At 72.1% G+C, this 22,544-nt stretch carries 22 protein-coding genes and 1 pseudogene; 13 read left to right on the top strand and 10 right to left on the bottom strand.

The window, feature by feature from the left end; genetic code table 11:
• Positions 1–26: 26 nt before the first annotated feature.
• The 4 genes from ACZ466_RS30415 to ACZ466_RS30400 all read right to left on the bottom strand — a co-directional run bounded on the left by ACZ466_RS30415 (position 27) and on the right by ACZ466_RS30400 (position 4,312).
• Positions 27–1,049: a conjugal transfer protein gene (locus tag ACZ466_RS30415; protein ID WP_378293509.1), complete on the bottom strand. Its 1,023-nt coding sequence runs from the start codon at positions 1,047–1,049 to the stop codon at positions 27–29.
• Between the two features lie 749 nt (positions 1,050–1,798).
• The gene (locus tag ACZ466_RS30410) at positions 1,799–2,119 is read right to left on the bottom strand and encodes a hypothetical protein (RefSeq protein WP_378287970.1); all 321 of its coding nucleotides are present in this window, start codon (positions 2,117–2,119) and stop codon (positions 1,799–1,801) included.
• A gap of 11 nt (positions 2,120–2,130) precedes the next feature.
• A complete protein-coding gene (ychF, locus tag ACZ466_RS30405; RefSeq protein WP_378287969.1) occupies positions 2,131–3,222 on the bottom strand; it encodes a redox-regulated ATPase YchF in 1,092 nt (363 codons plus the stop codon).
• Between the two features lie 82 nt (positions 3,223–3,304).
• Complete coding sequence (locus ACZ466_RS30400; protein WP_378287968.1) at positions 3,305–4,312, bottom strand: alpha/beta hydrolase; 1,008 nt, start codon at positions 4,310–4,312, stop codon at positions 3,305–3,307.
• A gap of 157 nt (positions 4,313–4,469) precedes the next feature.
• Here ACZ466_RS30400 and ACZ466_RS30395 point away from each other — a divergent pair, with 157 nt between their 5' ends.
• Both ACZ466_RS30395 and ACZ466_RS30390 read left to right on the top strand, forming a co-directional pair.
• Complete coding sequence (locus ACZ466_RS30395; protein ID WP_378287967.1) at positions 4,470–5,768, top strand: DNA recombination protein RmuC; 1,299 nt, start codon at positions 4,470–4,472, stop codon at positions 5,766–5,768.
• A gap of 56 nt (positions 5,769–5,824) precedes the next feature.
• Positions 5,825–6,388: a DUF6542 domain-containing protein gene (locus tag ACZ466_RS30390; RefSeq protein WP_378287966.1), complete on the top strand. Its 564-nt coding sequence runs from the start codon at positions 5,825–5,827 to the stop codon at positions 6,386–6,388.
• Between the two features lie 14 nt (positions 6,389–6,402).
• Here the strand turns inward: ACZ466_RS30390 and ACZ466_RS30385 are convergent, their stop codons facing one another.
• Complete coding sequence (locus tag ACZ466_RS30385) at positions 6,403–7,371, bottom strand: 4-hydroxy-3-methylbut-2-enyl diphosphate reductase (protein ID WP_378287965.1); 969 nt, start codon at positions 7,369–7,371, stop codon at positions 6,403–6,405.
• Between the two features lie 235 nt (positions 7,372–7,606).
• On the opposite strand from ACZ466_RS30385, the gene ACZ466_RS30380 reads away from it, so the two are divergent.
• The 3 genes from ACZ466_RS30380 to ACZ466_RS30370 are packed head-to-tail and all read left to right on the top strand — an operon-like array spanning position 7,607 to position 9,857.
• Positions 7,607–8,302, top strand: a complete 696-nt coding sequence (locus ACZ466_RS30380; protein ID WP_378287964.1) for a hypothetical protein — start codon at positions 7,607–7,609, stop codon at positions 8,300–8,302.
• Between the two features lie 40 nt (positions 8,303–8,342).
• Positions 8,343–9,599: an exodeoxyribonuclease VII large subunit gene (gene xseA, locus ACZ466_RS30375; protein ID WP_378287963.1), complete on the top strand. Its 1,257-nt coding sequence runs from the start codon at positions 8,343–8,345 to the stop codon at positions 9,597–9,599.
• Between the two features lie 45 nt (positions 9,600–9,644).
• Positions 9,645–9,857, top strand: coding sequence for an exodeoxyribonuclease VII small subunit (locus tag ACZ466_RS30370; RefSeq protein ID WP_378287975.1), 213 nt, complete (start codon positions 9,645–9,647; stop codon positions 9,855–9,857).
• A gap of 6 nt (positions 9,858–9,863) precedes the next feature.
• Here ACZ466_RS30370 and ACZ466_RS30365 read toward each other — a convergent pair whose 3' ends face one another.
• Both ACZ466_RS30365 and ACZ466_RS30360 read right to left on the bottom strand, forming a co-directional pair.
• Complete coding sequence (locus tag ACZ466_RS30365) at positions 9,864–10,526, bottom strand: DUF4245 domain-containing protein (RefSeq protein ID WP_378287962.1); 663 nt, start codon at positions 10,524–10,526, stop codon at positions 9,864–9,866.
• A 20-nt stretch (positions 10,527–10,546) separates the two neighbouring features.
• Entirely contained in the window at positions 10,547–11,212 is a 666-nt protein-coding gene (locus ACZ466_RS30360) for a TetR/AcrR family transcriptional regulator (protein WP_378287961.1), read from the bottom strand.
• Positions 11,213–11,391: 179 nt separating this feature from the next.
• Here ACZ466_RS30360 and glpX point away from each other — a divergent pair, with 179 nt between their 5' ends.
• Positions 11,392–12,423 (top strand): class II fructose-bisphosphatase, encoded by a 1,032-nt coding sequence (glpX, locus tag ACZ466_RS30355; protein ID WP_378287960.1) that lies wholly within the window; start codon positions 11,392–11,394, stop codon positions 12,421–12,423.
• A 164-nt stretch (positions 12,424–12,587) separates the two neighbouring features.
• Here glpX and ACZ466_RS30350 read toward each other — a convergent pair whose 3' ends face one another.
• Positions 12,588–13,205, bottom strand: coding sequence for a DUF1707 SHOCT-like domain-containing protein (locus tag ACZ466_RS30350; protein ID WP_378287959.1), 618 nt, complete (start codon positions 13,203–13,205; stop codon positions 12,588–12,590).
• 85 nt (positions 13,206–13,290) lie between these two features.
• Here ACZ466_RS30350 and ACZ466_RS30345 point away from each other — a divergent pair, with 85 nt between their 5' ends.
• Both ACZ466_RS30345 and ACZ466_RS30340 read left to right on the top strand, forming a co-directional pair.
• Complete coding sequence (locus tag ACZ466_RS30345; protein WP_378287958.1) at positions 13,291–14,244, top strand: ABC transporter ATP-binding protein; 954 nt, start codon at positions 13,291–13,293, stop codon at positions 14,242–14,244.
• The gene (locus tag ACZ466_RS30340; RefSeq protein ID WP_378287957.1) at positions 14,241–15,032 is read left to right on the top strand and encodes an ABC transporter permease; all 792 of its coding nucleotides are present in this window, start codon (positions 14,241–14,243) and stop codon (positions 15,030–15,032) included. The genes ACZ466_RS30345 and ACZ466_RS30340 overlap by 4 nt, the downstream gene beginning before the upstream one ends.
• Before the next feature lie 60 nt (positions 15,033–15,092).
• On the opposite strand, the gene ACZ466_RS30335 is transcribed toward ACZ466_RS30340, so the two are convergent.
• Positions 15,093–15,323 (bottom strand): hypothetical protein, encoded by a 231-nt coding sequence (locus tag ACZ466_RS30335; protein WP_378287956.1) that lies wholly within the window; start codon positions 15,321–15,323, stop codon positions 15,093–15,095.
• Positions 15,324–15,351: 28 nt separating this feature from the next.
• Positions 15,352–16,779 carry a MocR-like pyridoxine biosynthesis transcription factor PdxR gene (pdxR, locus tag ACZ466_RS30330; protein ID WP_378287955.1) on the bottom strand — a complete coding sequence of 476 codons (1,428 nt, stop codon included), beginning with the start codon at positions 16,777–16,779 and terminating at the stop codon, positions 15,352–15,354.
• 109 nt (positions 16,780–16,888) lie between these two features.
• Here pdxR and ACZ466_RS30325 point away from each other — a divergent pair.
• The 5 genes and pseudogenes from ACZ466_RS30325 to ACZ466_RS30305 all read left to right on the top strand — a co-directional run.
• A pseudogene (locus tag ACZ466_RS30325) lies at positions 16,889–17,251 on the top strand (EamA family transporter); the annotation flags it as partial.
• A 175-nt stretch (positions 17,252–17,426) separates the two neighbouring features.
• Positions 17,427–17,840 (top strand): hypothetical protein, encoded by a 414-nt coding sequence (locus tag ACZ466_RS30320; protein WP_464041753.1) that lies wholly within the window; start codon positions 17,427–17,429, stop codon positions 17,838–17,840.
• Positions 17,841–17,953: 113 nt separating this feature from the next.
• Complete coding sequence (locus ACZ466_RS30315; RefSeq protein ID WP_378287953.1) at positions 17,954–19,594, top strand: fumarate hydratase; 1,641 nt, start codon at positions 17,954–17,956, stop codon at positions 19,592–19,594.
• A 128-nt stretch (positions 19,595–19,722) separates the two neighbouring features.
• On the top strand, positions 19,723–20,997 hold the full coding sequence (locus ACZ466_RS30310) for a serine/threonine-protein kinase (protein ID WP_378287952.1): 1,275 nt from the start codon (positions 19,723–19,725) through the stop codon (positions 20,995–20,997).
• Between the two features lie 92 nt (positions 20,998–21,089).
• On the top strand, positions 21,090–22,508 hold the full coding sequence (locus tag ACZ466_RS30305; protein WP_378287951.1) for a class II fumarate hydratase: 1,419 nt from the start codon (positions 21,090–21,092) through the stop codon (positions 22,506–22,508).
• The last annotated feature ends 36 nt before the right edge of the window (positions 22,509–22,544 follow it).

Here is a 22,544-nt window from a genome sequence, read left to right as displayed (position 1 = left end):
GGGCGCGCCGTCACGGCTTGGCCCCGTCATGACGCACCCGGCTGTGTGGTGCCGCGTATGTCTCTCACGTACCAGGTCGTGCCCTTCTTCACCAACGCGAGTTCGTAGGTCTGCTCGAGTTCGCCGCCTCCGGCGGTGCCGGGCACGCCCCAGGCGACAGTGGCGGTGACCGTGCGTTTACCGGCCTCTCCCCTGGGCGCGACGACCGCTCTGACCTGGACGAAGCTGACCGAGTCGGCGAGCCCGGCGATGACGGCGCCGTCGGAGAAGCGCGACAGGGCCGCCTGGTTGCTGCGGGCGTAGGCGTCGAAGAAGTCGTTCAGGATGGCCGCGAGCTCGCCCTCGAGGGCGGTGTCGCGCTCCTGCACGCCCTGCTGCGGCGGCGCGGCCTTGGCCGGGGGCGGCAGCAGCGCGGGGCGGGTGGGGACGACCATGGCGCCGTTGTTCGCGTACACGGGAACGGCCAGCCGGAGCCATTTGTCCTGGGCGCGGGCGAGCACGGTGACGACGCCGTTGTTGGCGTCGCGCGCGTCGACTCCGGCGACCTGGACCGACTGCACCAGCAACTGGCCGACGCCGTTCCAGCCGAACTGGCCGTCGGCGCCATCGGGCACGAAGGTGCGCAACTGCGCTTCGCGGCCGGCGGCGCTCTTCTGGTCGTAGTTGAGATAGACGTTGGCGAACTGCATCGCGAACGCGCCCGCGGCACTGGTGGGGAAGTCCGCGCCCTTGCCCTTGTCGGCGGCGGGGGCGCCCGTGGACGGGGTCTCGGTCGCGGTGAAGCGCTCGAACGGCGCGCGGATCCCGTTGACGAGGATGACGATGATGACGGCCCAGAGGACGGCGCGTCCGACCCAGACCCACCAGCGCCCGCCGGAGCCGCCCCAGCGGCCGCCGCCCCGCGAACCGCCGCCGGACCGCCCGCGCCGCCGGTCGGCGTCGCTCGCCCGCCAGGGGTCGGCGGACGGGTCGAGCGCGCGGCCGGTCACCGCGTCCTCCTCGACCACAGCGGTCTCACGGCCGTGTCGCACGGCCGACCTGCGAGCCATCCTGCCTCCGCTCGCGCCTCGCCCCCGGTCGGCGCGGTCATGTGTGCCTTTGGTCGTGTACGGGTGTGGTCGTCTCCTGCACCCACCCCGGGCCCAGCGTAACCACGAGCGCCAATTGTTCCAGCGCATCCGGACGAAGCACAGCCCCGGCACGCGGTTGTGGATAACGCGATTCACCTCGGCAGCGACGGGCCAGATTGCCAAACGGTGACGATCCTCTACCCGCGACTCCGAACGACGTGCGGACGGGGGTGCGAACTGTTCGCCTGTGAGGTCGGTTAAGTGAACATGCGGGCAATCCAAGTGATCCGGCTTGACGGTTTGTGCTGGTCCCTGTACTTTCAGTAGCGCAATCTGGGACGCCGGGTTCGATGTCAGCGTGCGGGGCCCCCTTTCCACCGGAGTGATGGCCTGGGGCCTCCCCGTCGCCTCTGGTCGAGCCCACATGGCCAGGTCGCACAGGGAACCGGCCTCCCGGGAACGGACCACGCACAGGATGCGTGTCGCCGCCCCGGGGTTGAGTACGCCGGGGACCAGTGCGTCCAAGACCGTTCGGGGCGCGCGGCTGAGCAACTCATGCACAGTCCTTAGGAACGGTTTGAGACAAGCACCATGGTGCTTGATGACCACATGGCGCGGCGGCGCGCACTTTCTTCCCAATGAATCCGGCATCGTGTCCACTTCGCGACACATCACCGTAACCCTCGCATCACTGGCGGTGTACGCCGCCCCGCCGTGCGGTCGACTGCTCAGTACTCGCCGCGCCTCATCATCGCGTTGAGGGCGCTCGCGTGGTTGGCGCCCTCTCCGGTCTGGGGACTGAGCGCCGCGGGCGTTGGAGGCCGTCTCAGCAACGTACGGGCGCACTCCAGGACCTCACCCGCGAGGTCTTCGTACGGCACGTCCCCACCGAACCGCGACAGCGCCCACGAGTGCTGGATGTGGTCCAGGGCGATCCCCATGGCGACGGTGTCGCCGCTGCGCAACAGTTCGAGCATCGGACGGTCGGCGCCGATCGCCTCACCCTCGGCGCAGCCCCGCCAGTAGAACGACGTCGCGGCCAGACTCATCCGCGAGGGACTCAGACGTTGAAGCGGAATTCCACCACGTCGCCGTCCTGCATGACGTAGTCCTTGCCCTCGATGCGCACCTTCCCGGCGGTGCGCGCGGCGGCCATGGACCCCTCGGCCACCAGGTCGTCGAAGGAGACGACCTCGGCCTTGATGAAGCCGCGCTGGAAGTCGGTGTGGATGACGCCCGCGGCCTCGGGCGCGGTGTCGCCCTTGCGGATCGTCCAGGCGCGCGACTCCTTGGGCCCCGCGGTCAGGTACGTCTGCAGCCCGAGGGTGGCGAAGCCGATCCGGACGAGCTGCGACAGGCCGGACTCCTCCTGGCCCATGCCCTGGAGCAGTTCGAGGGCCTCGTCGTCGGGCAGCTCGATCAGCTCGGCCTCGATCTTGGCGTCCAGGAAGATCGCCTCGGCCGGGGCGACCAGCTCGCGCAGCCGGGCGCGCAGCGCCTCGTCGGTGAGCTCCTCCTCGTCGAGGTTGAACACGTAGAGGAAGGGCTTGGCGGTGAGGAGGTGCAGCTCGCGCAGCAGGGCCAGGTCGATGCCGGCGCGCTCGGCGCCCGCGAACAGGGTGACGCCGTCGTCCAGCAGCTTCTGCGCGGCGGCGACCGCGTCGACGACCGCGAGCTTGTCCTTGTCCTTCTTGGTCCGCGCCTCCTTCTCCAGGCGCGGCAGGGCCCGCTCGATCGTCTGGAGGTCGGCCAGGATCAGCTCGGTGTTGATCGTCTCGATGTCGCGGAGCGGGTCGGTGTCGCCGTCCACATGGGTGACGTCGGGGTCGTGGAAGGCCCGGATGACCTGGCAGATCGCGTTGGTCTCGCGGATGTTGGCCAGGAACTTGTTGCCCAGCCCCTGCCCCTCGGAGGCGCCCTTGACGATCCCGGCGATGTCGACGAACTCCATGGTCGCCGGAATGATCTTCTGGGAGCCGAAGATCTCGGCCAGCCGCTCCAGCCGGGGGTCGGGCACCCCGACGACGCCGACGTTGGGCTCGATGGTCGCGAACGGGTAGTTGGCGGCCAGCGCGTCGTTCTTGGTCAGCGCGTTGAAGAGCGTGGACTTGCCGACGTTGGGCAGACCGACGATTCCGATGGAGAGGCTCACGGCGGACAAGTTTATGGGCCCGCCGGACCACACGCGGACGACGGCCGGGTGAACGTCCCGTCAACCCGGAACGCCCGCGAGCTCAGGATTCGACGGTGCGGAGGAACTCGGCGACGTGCCGGAACGCCGCCCGGCCCTCGGGGACGAAGTCGGCGAACACCGTGAAGACGTGCATGAGCCCGTCCCATTCCTGGTACGCGGTGGTCACTCCGGCGGCCCTGGCGCGTTCGGCCAGGTCGCGGGTGTCGTCCCGGAGGATCTCGCTGCCGCTGGCGACCAGGAGCAGCGGCGGCAGCCCGGTCAGGTCGGCGTGCCGGGTGGCCAGGAGGAGGTCGTCCTCGTCCTTGCCCGCGCAGAAGCGGCGGCCGAGCCAGGCGAGCTTGGCGGCCGGGATGACGGCCTCGCTGCGGGCGTTGAGGCGGTGCGAGTCCGCCGCGCACAGCAGGTCGACCCATGGCGACAGGCACAGCGCGGCGGCGGGCAGCCCGATCTCGCGCCGCTTGAGGGCCAGCAGCAGGGCGAGGGTGAGGTGGCCCCCGGCCGAGTCCCCTCCGACGACGATGTCTCGAGGCGCGTAGCCGTTGCGCAGGAGGAAGTCGTAGGCGGCGAGGGCGTCGTCCAGGGCGTCCGAGGGGGTGTGCTCTGGGGCGAGCCGGTAGTCCAGGGCGAGGACGGGCCGTCCCGTGGACGCCGACAGCCTCCAGGTGGACGGCCTGTAGAGACGGGCGCTTCCGAAGAAGTAGCCGCCCCCGTGCAGGTAGAGGAAGACCTTGCGCTCGTCGGGCGCCCCGGCCCGCACCCACTCGGCCGTACACGTACCGAGGTCTTCCTGGGCGATGGAAACACCGCGCGGTACGGCCTGGAGAGCCGCCGCGAGCTCGGCCGCACGCTGGAAGCGGAGCAGCCCGTCCGCGGAGTCGGGAAGGGACGACCAGACCCCCTTCACCAGGGCCCTGACCGCCTGGCCCGTGAGACGGGCCTGCGCGCTGGGAGGGCCGCCGGGTTCCAGCGCGAGCCTCCGGGCGACCCGTCGTTCCGTTCGCGTCCTCGGCACGATGCGGACGTTGCGCGTACCGGTGCTGGTGGTCATGCTCTCTCTCCTCGCTCGGCGGGGGTGTGAACGGTCCCGGGCGGCACCGCTCATCCGGTTTGAGGATGTAAGTGAACGCTGAGTCTAATTGTCCGGTGCCGGGTGCGTCTCGGCGCGTCGCACCGGAACCGCCCGCCTCCACTGTCACGATGAAGGGATGGATCTCGCGCTGCTCGTCGGTCTGGCCCTCGGGACGGCCCTCGGCGCGGTGGTCGGGTTCGCGCTCGCGACCGGCCGCCAGGGCGCCCTGATCGCCCGCGCCCGCGCCGCCGAGGAGAAACTGGCCTACGCCGAGGAGCGGATGGCCGAGCACTTCGAGAACCTGTCCGCCAAGGCACTGGACGCCAGCAACCAGCGTTTCCTGGAACTGGCCGACGCCCGTCTCAAGGCCGCCGGCGTCGAGGCCGCCGGCGAGCTGGAGCGCCGCAAGCAGGCCGTCGAACACCTCGTGGCCCCTCTCAAGGACACCCTCGCCAAGGTGGAGGCGCAGCTCCGCGAGGTCGAGACCGGCCGCCGCGAGTCGCACGCGATGCTGGCCAAGCAGGTCGACTTCGTCCGGCAGAGCTCCGAGCAGCTCCGCGGCGAGACCCAGGCGCTGGTACGGGCGCTGCAACGCCCCGAGGCCCGCGGCCGCTGGGGCGAGCTCCAGTTGCGCCGCGTCGTGGAACTGGCCGGGATGACCCACCACTGCGACTTCGACGAGCAGGCCACCGCCTACACCGAGAACGGCACCGTACGGCCCGACATGGTCGTCCGCCTCGCCGGGGGCAAGAACATCGTGGTCGACTCCAAGGTCTCCCTGGCCGCCTACCTGGAGGCCGCCGAGACCGGCGACCCGGTCCGCCTGGACGCCCACGCCCGCCACCTCCGCGACCACGTCGACCGCCTCGCGGCCAAGTCGTACTGGCAGGCGTTCAGCCCCGCCCCCGAGTTCGTCGTCCTGTTCATCCCCGGGGAGGCGTTCCTGGCGCCCGCGCTCGACCGCGACCCCGGCCTCCTGGAGTACGCGATGCGGCGCCGCGTCCACATCGCCACCCCGACGACCCTCGTCACGATGCTGCGGACGGCGTCGTACGCCTGGCAGCAGGCCGCCCTGTCCCGCAACGCCCGCGCCGTGTTCGACCTGGGCAAGGAACTGTACGAGCGCCTCGGCACGCTCGGCGGGCACGTCGACGAGCTGGGCCGCTCCCTGACCAGCGCGATCAAGTCCTACAACCGCACGGTCGGGTCGCTGGAGACCCGCGTCCTGGTCAGCGCCCGCAAGCTGAACGAGCTCGGCGTGGTGGACGCCCCGCTGGAGGGCCCCGCCCCCGTGGAGGAGAGCCCGCGCGCGCCGTCGGCCGCCGAGCTGACCGGCGAACCCGGCGGGCCCCCGGAGTCGTCCACCGAAGCGGTAGGTTTCGGCGGGCGGGCCGTCCCCGACCGCATCGATCACCGGGAAAGGTGGCGGCCATGAGTTCACCGCCGGTAGGCGACGCGCCCCCGGGCGCCTCGCCGGACGCAGGGGGTCGTGTGCGACGTCAGCGGGGCGGGACCCGCAGGGATCCGGGCTCGCGCGCCAAGTCCGCCGGGCCCTCGGTCACCCTGACCGGGCGCGGCGGAGTGGTGGTCCTGTTCGCCATCTCCCTGCTCGGCGCGCTGCTCGGCCGCTGGCTGGACCTCGGCGTCCTGGCGGGCGGGAGCTTCCTGGCCGGCTGCGCCCTGGCCGCGCTGGCCACCCGCCAGGCCGACCTGCTCACCCTGGCCGTCAGCCCGCCCGCGGTCTTCCTGGCCGTCACCGTCCTCGCGGAGACCATCACCGGCCTGGGCGGACCGTCCCCGCTGCGCGGCATCGCCCTGGGCGTGCTGACCGCCCTGGCGGGTACCGCCCCCTGGCTGTTCGGCGGCACCCTCCTGGTGCTGGTGATCACCGTCCCGCGCGGCCTCCCCGCCAACGTCCGCGAACTACGCGGCAGGCTGGCCGGCAGCCGCCTGTTCGACCAGGAAGAGAACGAGAACCCCGTCCGCTGGGAGGAGCCGCCCGCCCGGTCGCGCTCCCGGTCCCGGCGCCGCCTCTCCCACGACGAGACCGACTGACCGCTGCGCCGTCCTCAGCCGACAGGCGTGATGCGCAGGTTCTTGCGGAGTTCGTGGGGAAGGGCGAAGCGCATGCTCTCCGGGACGGACTCGACCTCTTCGACGTCGCCGTAGCCGCGCTCGGCCAGCCAGGCCAGGACGCCCTGGACGAGTTCGTCCGGGACGGAGGCGCCGCTGGTGACGCCGACCGTGGTGACGCCCTCCAGCCAGGTCTCGTCGATGTGCTCGGCGTAGTCGACCAGGTGGGCGTCGTCGGCGCCGTGCTCCTTGGCGACCTCGACGAGCCGCACCGAGTTGGAGGAGTTGGTGGAGCCGACCACGATCACCAGCTGGGCGTGGGCCGCGATCTGCTTGACGGCGGTCTGGCGGTTCTGGGTGGCGTAGCAGATGTCGTCGGACGGCGGGTCCATCAGCTTGGGGAACCGCTCGCGCAGCTTCTCGACCGTGGCGATGGTCTCGTCCACCGACAGGGTGGTCTGCGACAGCCAGGCGACCCGCTCCGGGTCGCGGACCTGGACGTTGGCCACGTCGCCGGGGCCGTCGACCAGGTGGATGTGGTCGGGGGCCTCGCCGGTGGTGCCGATGACCTCCTCGTGCCCCTCGTGGCCGATCAGGAGGATGTCGTAGTCGTCCTTGGCGAACCGGACGGCCTCCTTGTGGACCTTGGTGACCAGCGGGCAGGTGGCGTCGATGGTGCGCAGGCTCAGGCCGCGGGCCTCCTCGTGGACGACGGGGGCGACGCCGTGCGCGGAGAAGACCACGATGGCGCCCTCGGGGACCTCCTCGGTCTCGTCCACGAAGATCGCGCCGCGCTCCTCGAGGGTCTTCACGACGTGCACGTTGTGCACGATCTGCTTGCGCACGTAGACGGGGGCCCCGTACTTCTCCAGGGCGATCTCGACAGTCTCCACGGCCCGGTCCACGCCCGCGCAGTAACCACGCGGCTTGGCGAGCAGGACACGGCGCTGGCTGTTGGAGGTCATGTGCCCCATCGTACGAGCCGTCCCAGGCGTCCCGTACCGCCCGAGCCGTGACGCTCGGGGCACTCCGGGGAGGTAGGCCGGTGCCTGCCGGGATGTGACCCAGCGCACGACACTGTTGACCAATATTCCATTAACCCGGGGTGACCCCTATCGGGACGATGCGGCAAAGTGATGCTTGACAGACGGTCCAGTATCGACCCGGTCCGGTGATGGGGACAGCAGGGAGATGGAGACGATGACGAGATCGCCGCGCCGCCTCAAGCAGCAGGTGCAGGACACGGTGGGCGAGCAGGTCCGCGACCTCCCGCTGCACGCCGTCCGGCTGGCCATGTTCGGCGTCGGCCGGGCCCTGCTGCTCAGCGACCGGCTGACCAAGGACTACAAGGAGATCACCGAGGGCGGCGGGGTGCGCCCGGTGATCGGCCGGCTGCGCGAGGACGTCCAGCACACCGCGGAGAAGGTCGTGGGCGGCGTGGTGGAGCGGGTCCGCGGCGCGGACGGCGCCGAGCCCGAGCCCGAGCCGGAGCCGCGGCGCGCGCGGCCCGCCCGCGTGGCCGAGGCGCCGGCGAAGCCCGGGACCGGGGGCGACGGGGAGATCTCGATCGGCAAGCCCAAGCCCGCCGCGAAGGCTGAGCCCAAGCCCGAGCCGGCTCCCGAGCCCGCGGCGAGGCCCGAGCCCAAGCCCAAGCCCGCGTTCGAGCCCAGGCCGGAGAGCAAGCCCGCCGCGCCCGCCGAGGCCGAGAAGGTGGCGGCCGACCTGCCCGTGCCGAACTACGACGCGGCCACCCTCCCGCAGCTGCGCGCCCGGCTCCGCGGCCTGTCGTCCGAGCAGGTGAAGCTGCTGCGCGAGTACGAGCGCAAGCACGCCGCCCGCCCCGACGTCCTGCGCATGTACGAGAACCGCATCGCCAAGCTCAACGGGCTGAACTGAGCGAACCCCGGCGGCCGTCCGGGGCATAGGCTGACGTGCCATGGCCATGGAGACGTCCGCGGAGTCCCCCGTTCCGGTCCGCACCGTCCTGCAGGCGGTGGGCGGCTGGATCGGCAAGCTGGGCCGCATCTGGGTCGAGGGGCAGATCACCGACCTCAACGCCCGCGGCGGCACCTGCTACCTCACCCTCCGCGACCCCGTCGCCAACATGTCGGTCCGGGTCGTCGGCCCCCGCGCGGTCTTCGAGGCCGCCGGGCCCGCCGTGACCGACGGCGCCCGCGTCGTCGTCCACGCCAAACCCGACTTCTGGATCAACCGCGGCACCTTCTCCCTCAGCGCCCTGGAGGTCCGCCCGGTCGGCGTCGGCGAACTGCTGGCCCGGCTGGAGCGGCTCAAACAGGTGCTGGCCTCCGAGGGCCTGTTCCGGCCCGAGCGCAAGCGGCCGCTGCCGTTCCTCCCCGGCAAGATCGGGCTGATCACCGGCCGCGACTCCGACGCCGAGCACGACGTGCTGCAGAACGCCCGCCGCCGCTGGCCCGCCGTCGACTTCCGGGTCGAGAACACCGCCGTGCAGGGCTCGTACGCGGTCGGCGAGGTCATGGACGCGCTGCGCCGCCTGGACGCCGACCCCGACATCGAAGTGATCGTCATCGCCCGCGGCGGCGGATCGATGGAGGACCTGCTGCCGTTCTCCGACGAGGCCCTGGTCCGGGCGGTCGCGGCGGCCCGCACCCCCGTCGTCAGCGCCATCGGGCACGAGCAGGACTCCCCCATCCTCGACCTGGTCGCCGACGTCCGCGCCTCCACCCCCACCGACGCCGCCAAGAAGACCGTCCCGGACGTGCGCGAGCAGCTCCAGCTCGTCCGGCAGCTGCGCGACCGCGGACGGCGCTGCCTGGCCGGCGGGATCGACCGGGAGACCGCCTGGCTCCAGGCGGTCCGGTCGCGGCCCGCGCTGGCCGACCCGATCCGGGAGATCGAACGGCAGTCCGAGCAGGTCCTGGCGCTGCGCGACCGGGCCCGCCGCTGCCTGTCCGGCGCCCTGGACCGGGCCGCGGACGAGCTGTCGCACACCCGCGCCCGGCTGCTGGCCCTCTCCCCCGCCTCCACGCTCAGGCGCGGCTACGCCATCGTCCAGCGGGAGGACGAGTCCGTCGTCCGGGACGCCGCGGGCGTCGGCAAGGGCGACCGGCTCCTGGTCCGGCTCGCCGACGGGCGCCTCGCGGTGACCGTGGACGACGCCGCGCCCGGCGACACCGCACCCGGGGACACCGGTTCCGGGCCGTCCGGGCCGTAGGGTTGACGCGTGACCGAAGCGAAGCCCGGGACGGCCGGGGAACGGATGTCGTACGAGCAGGCCCGCGACCAGCTCACCGAGGTCGTCAAGCGCCTGGAGACCGGCGGGCTGACCCTGGAGGAGTCGCTCGGCCTGTGGGAGCGCGGCGAGAAGCTCGCCGCGATCTGCGAGGAGTGGCTGGAGGGCGCCCGCGCCCGCCTGGCCGCCGCCATGGCCCGCCCGGAGAACGGCGACGACGGCTCCGCCGCCCCGTTCTGACCCCGCTCAGGAAGGGCGCGGCGAGGGCGCCAGCGACGCCCCCTGCTTCGGCTGCGCCTTCAGCGCGCCCGCCAGCACGGCCAGCTCCTGGAACGACGCCGTGCCCGTCACCACCAGCGTCACCCCGTCCGGGAGCGTCCGCACCAGCGACCGGGCGTTCTTGTCCTTGCGGTGATGCTGCGCCCAGGACACCCCGCCGACCTGCATCGTGCCGATCGTCTTCTTGATGCTGGTCATCCGCGGGACGTACGCCGACGCCTTCTCGTTGCTCTGCTCCAGCGCCGCGTACTCGTCGGACGGCGTCACGAACCCCAGATGCCACGCCACCGGGTCGTCGGTGTTCAGGCCGTGCACCCGCGAACTGGTCGGCCGCCACCCCGCCGGAAGCCCCTCCGGGGCGTGCACCGTGTACGGGGCGTCGCTCCGCATCGCCCACAGCTGCGAGCTGTAGTCGGCCGTCGGGAGCAGCTCCTCGTCGCTGCGCGGCGTGACCAGGTAGATCGCCCCCACCAGCACCAGGCAGGCCGCCATCGCCAGCGTGAAACCGCCCAGCCCGGTCGTCAGCCGCTTGTAGACCCCGGGGCTGACCTGAACCGACCCCCGTCCGCCCGCGGCGGGAGCCGGGGACTCGGCGGCGGTGGAGGTCGAGGAAGTGGTCTTGTCGGTCACCCTTCAAGCATCCCGTACGGTCAGCCCTGCTCCGTACCGGGGTTCCTGATCGTCCCCACGATCGCCATGATGTCGCCGGCCAGCCGCCGCGAGGCGTCCTCGTCGTCGCTGCCCGACACCTCCGACACCGCGCCCGCCATCGCGCCCGTCAGCACGATCACCAGCGCCTCGTCCACGCCGCCGTCGGCGGTGTGGAACAGGGCCGCGTTGCGGCGCGCCCACTTGTTGAGCCGCTGCCGCATCACCCGGTCGAAACCGGGCGGCCCGTCCCCCGAAATGAACAGCCGCGCCACATGCCGCTCGGTCAGGCAGCCGTCGAGATACGCGCCCGCCCCGGCGATGAACAGCCGCATCGGGTCCTTCTCACCGGCCTCCCGCACCGCGTTGATCGCGTCCCGGGTGCGCTCCTGCTGCCGGACCTGGAACTCTTCGAACAGCGTCAGGTACAGGTCGGCCTTGCCGTTGAAATGGTGGTAAAGGCTGCCGACGCTGGCCCCCGCCTTCGCGACGATGTCGGTCACCGCCGCCTGCGCGAACCCCGACTCGCTGAACACGTCGCTGGCCGCGGCCAGCAGCGCGCTGCGCGTCGCCGCCCCGCGGTCGGAGGTCCGGGCGGACGATCCGCTCCCGGAGGAGTTCCCATCCGCGGTCACCCCGCCGGCCGAGAGGTCGATGTCGCTGCTCATGGAAGCTGAGATTACGCCCTCTCACCGTGGGGAAACGATCCCTTGCACTCGCTGAGGCCGAAATCGGGCCCCGCGGACCCCGCGACCCGACCGCCGATCGCTGGTCTGGTCCAATTTGTGGCACGGCACGGGCGACCCGGAGAATCCGTGTCACCAACTGACCGAAAGGGCTGCCTCGCATGTCCGACGACACCATCCCCTCGCCGCTCGCCACCGAGCCCGCGGCCCCGGACCGCAACCTCGCGCTGGAACTGGTCCGGGTCACCGAGGCCGCGGCGATGGCCGCCGCCCGCTGGGTCGGCCGCGGCGACAAGATCGGCGCCGACGGAGCCGCCGTGAACGCCATGCGCCAGCTGATCAACACCGTGTCCATGCGCGGCGTGGTGGTCATCGGCGAGGGCGAGAAGGACAACGCCCCGATGCTGTTCAACGGCGAGGAGGTCGGCGACGGCAGCGGCGCCGAATGCGACGTGGCCGTCGACCCGATCGACGGCACCCGCCTCACCGCGCTCGGCATGAACAACGCCATCGCCGTCCTCGCGGTCGCGCCCCGCGGCTCCATGTACGACCCGTCCGCGGTCTTCTACATGGAGAAGCTCGTCACCGGCCCCGAGGCCGCCGACGCCGTCGACATCGAACGCCCCATCGGCGACAACATCCGCGCCGTCGCCCGCGCCAAGGGCTCCTCACCGCAGGACGTGACGGTCGTCATCCTCGACCGTCCCCGGCACGAGGCCATGGTCAAGGAGGTCCGGGAGGCCGGCGCCCGGGTCAAGCTGATCACCGACGGCGACGTCGCCGGCGCCATCATGGCCGCCCGCGAGGGCACCGGCACCGACCTGCTCCTCGGCATCGGCGGCACCCCCGAGGGCATCATCGCCGCCTGCGCGATCAAGGCACTCGGCGGCGTCATCCAGGGCCGCCTCTGGCCCCAGGACGACGCCGAGAAGCAGAAGGCCATCGACGCCGGCCACGACCTCGGCCGCGTCCTCACCACCGACGACCTCGTCACCTCCGAGGACGTCTTCTTCGCCGCCACCGGCATCACCGACGGCGAACTCGTCGACGGCGTCCGCTACCGCAAGGGCTCCGCCACCACCCACTCCCTGGTCATGCGCTCCCGCAGCGGCACCATCCGCACCGTCGCCAGCGAACACCAGCTGAACAAGCTGAGGGCCTACAGCACGATCAACTTCGACAGCGCTGTATAGCCCGGGGGGCCACCCCCCAGACCCCCAGGCGGGGCGGGCGCACCCTTCCGCTCGCCTGGGGGCTCGCTTCAGGGCACACCCGCCCCGGCAAGGGGCTCCGCCCCCTGCACCCCCGGCAGGGGGGCTCCGCCCCCCTGCACCCCCCGCCGTCACCGGAGAGGGGCTTACTCCCCCTCACGCCATGAGAGGCGTTTGCGCAGGCGGGTTCTGAGTCTTTGCTTGGGGGCTCGGGCCTTGATCGAGCCGAAGACGAAGGTGCCGCCGACCTCGATCGTGGGGCCCTCGGGGGCGGGGCGGGTGCGGACCTCGCGGGTGCTGAGGATGGTGCGGCCGGTGACGTTCACCTGGACGCCCTCGGGGACGACGATGCGGACGCGGCCGCCGACGATCAGCGAGTCGAGGACGATGTGGCGGCGCTGCAGGACGGCCTCGCGCAGGTCGAGCTCGACGGTGCCGAAGAGGGCCAGCAGGGGGAGCTTGACCGGGACGACCCAGCGGCCCTCCCGCCGCATCCGGCCGAAAAAGGCCGAAACCGGACGGTCGTCGACGAGGATGGGCTGGGCCTCCTCGGGGCTGAGGTCGCCGGTGAGGCCGGTGAGCTCGCCGAGGGTGCGGGCCTGGTAGGCGCGGGTGGTGCGTTCGGAGTGCTCTTCGAGGGTGAGCCGCCCGTCGGCGAGGGCCTCGCCGAGGACGCTGACCACCCGTTCGCGATCGGCGTCGGAGGCGCGCAGGTCGCGCACGTTCGTCGCCTGCTCGGCGGGGCGGCGGATGGGCGTGTCCACGGGTCAAGGGTAGCGGGGCGTCCGGCGGGGCGACCCCGCGAAAACCTGTGGGGCTTTGTCCGTCCTCACGCATAGTGTGGCGAGCATGACGGTTCAGCGTCACGCAATCGCGACCGGGGAGGGGACCGGCGGCCGTTCGGCCATCCGCCTGCGCGGGGTGGTCAAGCGGTTCGGTGACTTCACCGCCGTGGACGGCCTCGACCTGGAGGTGGCGGCCGGGAGCTGCCTGGGCCTGCTGGGCCCGAACGGCGCCGGAAAGTCCACGACGATGAAGCTGCTCACGGCGCAGGCGCGGCCGGACGAGGGGTCCATCGAGGTGCTGGGGTTCTCGGTGCCGCGGGAGTCCAAGCGGGCGCGGGCGGCGATGGGCGTCGTACCGCAGCAGGACAACCTGGACGAGGAGCTGACCGCCCGGGAGAACCTGGAGGTGTTCGCGCACCTGTACCGGGTGCCGCGGGCGCGCCGGCGCCAGGCGGTGGACGACGCGCTGGAGCTGGCCCATCTGACGGCGCGGCAGCGGACCAAGGTCGACGATCTTTCCGGCGGGATGCGGCGCAGGCTGCTGATCGCCCGCGGGCTGGTGCACCGTCCCGCGCTGGTCCTGCTGGACGAGCCCACGGTGGGCCTGGACCCGCAGGTGCGGGCGGAGCTGTGGGGGCTGATCGACGGGCTGCGGACGGCCGGCACGACGGTGCTGATGTCGACGCACTACATCGAGGAGGCCGAGCGGCTCGCCGACGACTGCGCGCTGATGTCGCACGGCCGGGTGGTGGCGCGGGGCGGCCCGTCCAAGCTGATCGAGGAGCATGCCGGGCAGCTCGTGGTGGAGCATTACGGGCCGCCCGTCCGGCTGGAGGAGGTCGAGCGGCTGGCGCACGCGGCGGGTCTGACGACGCGCCGTACCGGCCCGTCGGTGTCGGTGCTGAAGGCCGAGACCATCCCGCCGTCCCTCGACGAGGAGCTCGGCCCCGACGGCGTACGACGCGCCGCCAACCTGGAGGACGTGTTCGTGGTGCTCACCGGGGAGCGGGTCGAATGACGGCGGAGACACAGACGCCCCTGCGCCGGTTCGAGATGGCGCCGGTCCGCGGGATCTGGCGGCACGAGCTGGCGCTGTTCAAGCGCTACTGGGGGTCGCAGTCGTTCGCGTCCATGGTCGAGCCGACCTTCATGCTGCTCGCCTTCGGGTACGGCTTCGGCTCGATGGTGGCGGCGGTCGGCGACTACCGCTACCTCGACTTCGTGGCCACGGGCGTGGTGGGCATCGCCGCGCTGTTCACCTCGGTCTTCCCGGGCATGTTCAACGGCTACATCCGGCGGGTGTTCCAGCACACCTACGACGCGATGCTGGCCGCGCCGGTGGACGTTCACGAGCTGGTCACCGGGGAGGCGCTGTGGATCGCGGCCAAGTCGGCCGTGTACGCCTGCACCCCGATCATCGTGGCCATGTTCTTCGGCCTCGACCCGTCCTTCGGGATGCTCCTCGTCCCCTTCATCGTGTTCGTCACGGCCCTGGGCTTCGGCCTGTTCGGAATGTGGACGTCGGCGGTGGTGCCGTCGATCAACTCGTTCGACTACGTGATCACCGGCGTGGTGACCCCGCTGTTCCTGATCGCCGGGACGTTCTTCCCGATCGGGTCGCTCCCCGAGTGGGCCCAGAAGGCGGCGCTGGCCAACCCCCTCTACCACACGGTCGAGCTGATCAGGCACGCCGTCTTCGGCCTCGAGCCCCTCAAGGACCTGGGCCACCTGGCGGCCCTGCTGGTCTTCGCGTCCCTCATGTGGATCATCGCCGTGCGAGGAATGCGCCGCCGCCTGATCGCGTGACCGTGGAGGGGCCGTGTTCACCTGGGGGTGGCCCCCAGGTGAACACGGCCCCGCAGGTGACTACGGGTATTCCAGGGCCATTACGGCTCGTTCGCCTTCGGTTCTGGCCTCCTCCGGCGTCATGTCCTCCAAGGCCCGGGACAGTGCGGTCAGGGCTGCGTCGGACGCCGTCCGTGCGGTGAGCGAGTGTTCCTGGGCGCGCTCCAGGTCGCCGAGTCCGACACAGTCGAATGCGACCTGCGCGTCGTGGACCGCCATCTTCAGCTGCCTCGCGGCCTCTTCTAGGCTCATCCGTCCCTCCTTCGCCGGGACCGACTAACTACCCAAGGGCACGCTGGGTAATCGCTTTGCCCAGGAGTTCGGCGGCTTGGGTCAAGCGGGTCTCGTTGAGGCGGGCGTAGCCGAGGACCAGGGCGGGCGGGGCTTGGGGGGCGCGGCCTCTGGACCACATGGGTTTGGCTCCGGCGACGGCGACGCCCAGGCGGGCGGCGGTGGCGACGACGTCGTCCTCGTCGCATCCGGCGGGGAGTTCGACGTAGAGGTGGATGCCCGCTGAGACGCCCCGGACGGTGACGCCGGGGACGTGGTGGTGGAGGGCTTCGACCAGGGCGTCGCGGCGGGCGCGGTACTGGCGGCGCATGAGGCGCAGGTGGCGGTCGTATCCGCCGGTGCGCATGAAGTGGGCGAAGGCGTGCTGGTCCAGTACGGGGGCGCCGAGGTCGGTGTGGGCGCGGTGGGTGCGCAGGCGTTCGGCGAGTTCGGGCGGGGCGGCGGCCCAGCCGAGGCGGAGGCCGGGGGCGAGGGCCTTGCTGACGGAGCCGAGGAGGACGACGCGGTCGGGGTCGACGCCCTGGAGGCAGCCGACGGGGTCGCGGTCGTAGCGGAACTCGGCGTCGTAGTCGTCCTCGATCACCAGGCCGTCGACGTCGCGGGCCCAGGCGATGAGGTCGGCGCGGCGTTCAGGGGAGAGGACGACGCCGGTGGGGTACTGGTGGGCGGGCGTGACGAGGACGGCGCGGACGTCGAGGCGGTCGAGGGCCTCGACGTCGATGCCGTGCCGGTCGACGGGGACGCGGACGAGCCGGATGCCGGTGGACTCCAGCATCGGCATCTGGCGGACGCTGGTGGGGTCTTCGACGGCGAGGGTGCGGTGGCCGCTGTCGACGAGGGCGCGGACGACGGCGGACATGCCGTGGGCGACGCCGCTCATGATGGTGACGCGGGCGGGGTCGGTGTGGGCGGCGCGGACGCGTCCGAGGTAGCCGGCGAGTTCGGCGCGCAGGGCGGGGGCGCCGGCGTGGTCGGGGTAGGTGAGCTCGTCGTTGGGGAGGGCGCGGAGGGAGGCGCGGACGGCGGCGACCCAGCGTTCGCGGGGGAAGGAGCCGAGGTCGGGGGTGCCGGGCCACAGGTCGTAGGGGAGGTTCCCCGGCGGGTCGGCGTGCGGGGTGGGGGTGGCGGCGGGCGCGGGGAGCGCGGGCGGCGGGGTCTCGGGGCGGGCGAGGCGGGCGACGCGGGTGCCGTCGCCGCGCCGGGCCACCAGGAAGCCCTCCGCGATGAGCTGCTCGTAGGCGGTGACGACGACGCCGCGGGAGACCTCCAGGTCGCGGGCCAGGTCGCGGCTGGAGGGGAGCCGGGTGCCGGCGGTGAGCCGGCCGGTGCGGATGGCACCGCGGAACCCGGCCGCGATCTGTGCGGCCAGCCGCCCGGCGGAGCGGTCGAGGGGTAGATGAAGGTCGGTCACACCCATCTCAGCGTCGCGGGGGCGACCAGATGTCACGCCCCGTGAAAGTGGTACCGGTTATGTCGAGGTGATTGGTCCTGTATCGGGGACCAAGTCGCTCTTAGCGTTCCGTGTCATGAACCCTCACACCTACCGGGGCATGGCCGGCGCCGGTTCCGCGATGCTCATGGTCGGCACGCTGACCGCCGTGTCCGCGACGATTTCCGGTTATCCCATATTCGGCGGACAGGCGGTGCGTTACGCGGTGGCCGCCGTGCTGCTGTACGCGGCGGTGGTGATCAGCGAGCGGGGGTTTCCCGGGCTGCCGTCGCGGCGCGATCTGCTGCTGCTGGCGGCGCTGGCCGGGACGGGGCTGGCGGCGTTCAACGTGTGCATCGTCGCGGCGACCGAGGACACGAGCCCGGCCACGATCGGGACGGTGATCGCGACGGTGCCGGTGGCGCTGGCGCTGGTGGGGCCGCTGCTGGAGCGGCGCCGTCCGGCGCCCCCGGTGGTGTTGGCGGCGTGCGTGGTGACGGCCGGGGCCGCGCTGGCCAACGGGCTGGGCAGCGGGACGCTGCGCGGCCTGCTGCTGGCGCTGGGGGCGCTGGCCGGGGAGGTGTGCTTCTCGCTGCTGGCGGTGCCGCTGCTGCCGAGGCTGGGGGCCGCTCCGGGTGTCGGCGTACTCGGCGGCGCTGGCCGCCCCGATGCTGCTGCTGATCGGGCTGGCCGCCGACGGCCTCGGGGTGCTGCGCGTGCCGACCGGGGCGGAGCTGGCGGGGTTCGCGTATCTGGCGGTGGTCGTGACGACGGTGGCGTTCTTCCTCTGGTACGACGCGCTCGGCCGGCTGGGCACCGACCGGACGGGGCTGTTCGCCGGGCTGATCCCGATCAGCGCGGTGATCACGACGGTGGTCCTCGGGCTGGGCGCCCCGGCCCCCGCCGACCTGGCGGGCGCCGCGCTGGTGGGCGCCGGGGTGGTGCTGGGCATGCTGTCCAACGCACCCCGGCCCGCCAGCCCGGCCCCGCAACAAGCGCAACCGTTGCGATCGCGTGCGAAGCCAGATTCGAGCGAAGCGAGAATCTGATCGCGCAGCGAGCCCCCAGGGCGAGTCGGAGCGATGCAGCGATCGCCGCAAGCGCTACAAGCGACGAGCCCCCAGGCGAGGAGCGCAGCTAGCGCTTGCAATAAACTCAGCCGATGCCTGAGTTCTCCTATACGGACCTGTTGCCGATCGGCCCGGACGAGACCGAGTACCGGCTCCTCACCTCCGAGGGCGTGTCCACCTTCGAGGCGGGTGGGCGGACGTTCCTCCAGGTCGAACCGGAGGCGCTGCGGCTGCTCACCGAGACGGCGATGCGCGACATCGCGCATCTGCTGCGTCCCGCGCACCTGGCGCAGCTGCGGAAGATCCTGGACGACCCCGAGGCCTCGCCGAACGACCGGTTCGTGGCGCTGGACCTGCTCAAGAACGCCGGGATCGCCTCCGGCGGGGTGCTGCCGATGTGCCAGGACACCGGCACCGCGATCGTGATGGGCAAGCGGGGCCAGCACGTCCTCACCGACGGGCGGGACGAGGAGCACATCTCGCGCGGCGTGTACGACGCGTACACCAGGCTCAACCTGCGCTACTCGCAGATGGCGCCGGTGACGATGTGGGACGAGAAGAACACCGGGAACAACCTGCCCGCGCAGGTCGAGTTGTACGCGGCGCCCGGCGAGGCCTACAAGTTCCTGTTCATGGCCAAGGGCGGCGGCAGCGCGAACAAGTCGTTCCTCTACCAGGAGACCAAGGCGGTCCTGAACCCCAAGCGGATGCCGGCGTTCCTGGAGGAGAAGATCCGGTCGCTGGGCACGGCCGCGTGCCCGCCGTACCACCTGGCGATCGTGGTGGGCGGGACGTCGGCGGAGTACGCGCTGAAGACCGCCAAGTACGCCTCGGCGCACTACCTGGACACGATGCCGAAGGACGGGTCGCCGCTGGGCCACGGGTTCCGCGACCTGGACCTGGAGCGGGAGGTGTTCGAGCTGACGCAGCGGCTGGGCATCGGGGCGCAGTTCGGCGGCAAGTACTTCTGCCACGACGTGCGGGTGATCCGGCTGCCGCGGCACGGGGCGTCCTGCCCGGTGGCGATCGCGGTGTCGTGCAGCGCGGACCGGCAGGCGGTGGCGAAGATCACCGCGGAGGGCGTGTTCCTGGAGCGGCTGGAGACCGATCCCGCGACGTACCTGCCCGACACCACCGACGAGCAGCTGGACGGCGACGTGGTGCGGATCGACCTGAACCGCCCGATGGACGAGATCCGCGCCGAGCTGACCCGGTACCCGGTGAAGACCCGGCTGTCGCTGACCGGGCCGCTGGTGGTGGCGCGCGACATCGCGCACGCCAAGATCAAGGAGCGGCTGGACGCGGGGGAGCCGATGCCTCAGTACCTGCGCGACCACGCGGTGTACTACGCGGGCCCGGCCAAGACGCCCGAGGGGTACGCCTCGGGGTCGTTCGGCCCGACGACGGCGGGGCGGATGGACTCCTACGTGGAGCAGTTCCAGGCGGCGGGCGGGTCGCTGGTGATGCTGGCGAAGGGCAACCGCTCGCAGCAGGTCACCGACGCGTGCGGCGCGCACGGCGGGTTCTACCTGGGCTCGATCGGCGGGCCGGCGGCGCGGCTGGCGCAGGACTGCATCAAGAAGGTGGACGTCCTGGAGTACGCGGAGCTGGGCATGGAGGCGGTCTGGAAGATCGAGGTGGAGGACTTCCCGGCGTTCGTCGTGGTGGACGACAAGGGGAACGACTTTTTCGCGGACACCACGGGCCCCGTCCTCTCGATCGGCAGGCGATGATCACCGGCCGGTGCCGAGTGGGCGGCGGTGGAAACCGTCAAGCCTTCCTGCCCGACATTGGAGCAATATCCAAGTAAGTCCCGTAGTCTCCCCAATGAGCGCCTGGTCACTCCGGTATCTTTTCCGCCATGTCTCAGTCAGAGCGCCTCGTTCTCGCGACGCGCTACCGGCTGGTCTCGGAAATAGGTCAGGGTGCCAACGGCACCGTCTGGCGAGGCCACGACGAACTCCTCGATCGCGCCGTGGCGATCAAGGAGCTGCGGCTCCCCGAGGACCTCTCCGAGGACGACCGGGTCGTCTTCTACCGCCGCACGCTCCGGGAGGCGCGCGCGCCGGCCCAGCTCCGCACCCCCTCGATCGTCGAGGTCTACGACGTGGTGATCGAGCAGGGCCGGCCGTGGCTCGTGATGGAGCTGATCGAGGCGCCCAACCTCGACCAGCTGATCGAGCGGTCCGGGCCGCTGCCGCCCGAGCGGGTGGCGCACATCGGCCGGCAGCTGCTGGAGGCGCTGGCGGCCGCGCACAGGGCCGGGATCGTGCACCGCGACCTCAAGCCCAGCAACGTGCTGCTGGACGGCGACCGCGTGGTGCTCACCGACTTCGGGCTGGCCTTCTCGTCGGGCTCGGTCAGCCTGACCAGATCAGGCCATTTCATGGGGTCGCCCGCGTACGTGGCGCCTGAGGTCGCGGCCGGGGAGAAGGCCACGCCGCGGTCCGACCTGTGGTCGCTGGGCGCGACCCTGTACGCCGCGCTGGAGGGCCGTCCGCCGTTCGAGCGCGAGAACGTCATGGCCACGCTGAGCGCGCTGGCGAACGAGTCCGCGCCGACCCCGCAGAACGCGGGGGCGCTCGCCCCCGTGGTCACCGGGCTGCTGGAGAAGAACCCGACGCGGCGGCTCAGCCACGCCCGCGCGGTGGACCGGCTGGAGCGGGCGATGACCGGGCCGCGCGCCGGCCGCCGCCCGCCCACGCCGCGGCTGCGGGTGGTGGCGGTCATCGCGCTGATCGGGGCGACCGTGGCGTCGTGCGGGATCGGCGCCACCGCGCTGGTCGTCGGGATGATGCGGGAGAGCCCCGGCCCCTCCCCCACCGCGCCGGCCGGGGGCTCCCCGGCCGACGGCGCGGTCGCGGCCCCGCCGGGCGCCGGCTCCAGCACGCTGGTGGTGCGGGCCCGCAGCGGCCCCTGCAAGATCTTCGTCTCGGTGCCCGGCCCCACGATCAACGTGATCTCCGACGAGACGCTGGAGCGGGGCGACGCCCGCCAGTACGACCAGCCCGACCTCAACGCCGTCGTCTACGACGCCGCGGCCTGCGACGTGTGGGTCAACGGCGAGCGCAAGCCCGGCGGGAAGCCCGGCGAGCGCCGCTCCTACACCGTGCAGAAGGCCACATCCGGCGGGTGACCCCGGCGGGAATGCGAGCGCCGTTCCGGAGGCTGCCACGAAGGCGGGGGTGGTTCGAGCCCCGTGCCGAGCGGAGGAAGGGTGGCTTTTCCATGACCGAGGGTGCGCCGTCGCAGCCCGAGTACCGGATCGAGCACGACTCCATGGGGGAGGTGCGGGTCCCGGCCTCGGCGAAGTGGCGTGCTCAGACGCAGCGCGCGGTGGAGAACTTCCCGGTCTCGGGCCGCGGACTGGAGGCGGCGCACATCGCCGCGCTCGGCCACGTGAAGGCCGCCGCGGCGCTCGTGAACGCCGAGCTGGGCGTGCTCGACGAGGACCTCGCGGCGGCGGTCCGCGAGGCGGCGCTGGAGGTCGCGGAGGGCCGCTGGAACGACCAGTTCCCCATCGACGTGTTCCAGACGGGCTCGGGGACGTCCTCGAACATGAACGCCAACGAGGTCGTCGCCACGCTCGCCGAGGAGCGCCTGGGGCGTCCCGTCCATCCCAACGACCACGTCAACGCCTCGCAGTCGTCCAACGACGTGTTCCCGTCCTCCATCCACATCGCGGCGACCGGCGCGGTGGTGAGCGACCTGATCCCGGGGCTGCGGCACCTGGAGGAGGCGCTGGCGGCGAAGGCGGCGGAGTTCGCGACGGTGGTCAAGGCGGGCCGCACGCACCTGATGGACGCCACGCCCGTCACCCTCGGCCAGGAGTTCGGCGGCTACGCGGCGCAGGTCCGGTACGGGGTGGAGCGACTGGAGGCCGTGCTGCCCCGACTGGCCGAACTGCCGCTGGGCGGCACCGCGGTCGGCACCGGCATCAACACGCCCGAGGGGTTCGCGGTCCGGGTCATCGCGGAGATCGGCCGCGCGACCGGGCTGCCGCTGACCGAGGCGCGCGACCACTTCGAGGCGCAGGGCGCCCGGGACGGCCTGGTGGAGGCGTCCGGCGCGCTGCGCACGATCGCGGTCGGCCTCAACAAGATCGCCAACGATCTGCGCTGGATGGGCTCGGGCCCGCGGGCGGGGCTGGCCGAGATCCGGCTGCCCGACCTGCAGCCCGGCTCGTCGATCATGCCGGGCAAGGTGAACCCGGTGATCCCGGAGATGGTGGCGCAGGTGGCCGCGCAGGTGATCGGGAACGACGCGGCGATCGCGTTCGGCGGCGCGTCGGGCAGCTTCGAGCTGAACGTGATGCTGCCGATGCTGGCCCGCAACGTGCTGGAGTCGATCACCCTGCTGGCGAACGCGTCGCGGCTGCTGGCCGACCGGTGCGTCGCGGGGATCGAGGCGGACGTGGACCGCCTCCGCGAGTACGCCGAGTCCTCGCCGTCCATCGTGACGCCGCTGAACCGCTACCTCGGGTACGAGGAGGCCGCCCAGGTGGCCAAGCAGGCCCTCAAGGAGCGCAGGACGATCCGCGAGGTCGTCCTGGAGCGCGGCCACGTGGCCGAGGGCAGGCTGACAGAGGAGCAGCTCGACGCCGCCCTCGACGTCCTCTCCATGACCCGCTCGGCGCCGCGCGGCTGATCCGGGCGCCCCGGAACGGCAAAGGCCGCGCGGGGG

This window comes from Actinomadura rugatobispora (genome assembly GCF_055379765.1).
This window is presented reverse-complemented; position numbering and strand designations above follow the sequence as displayed.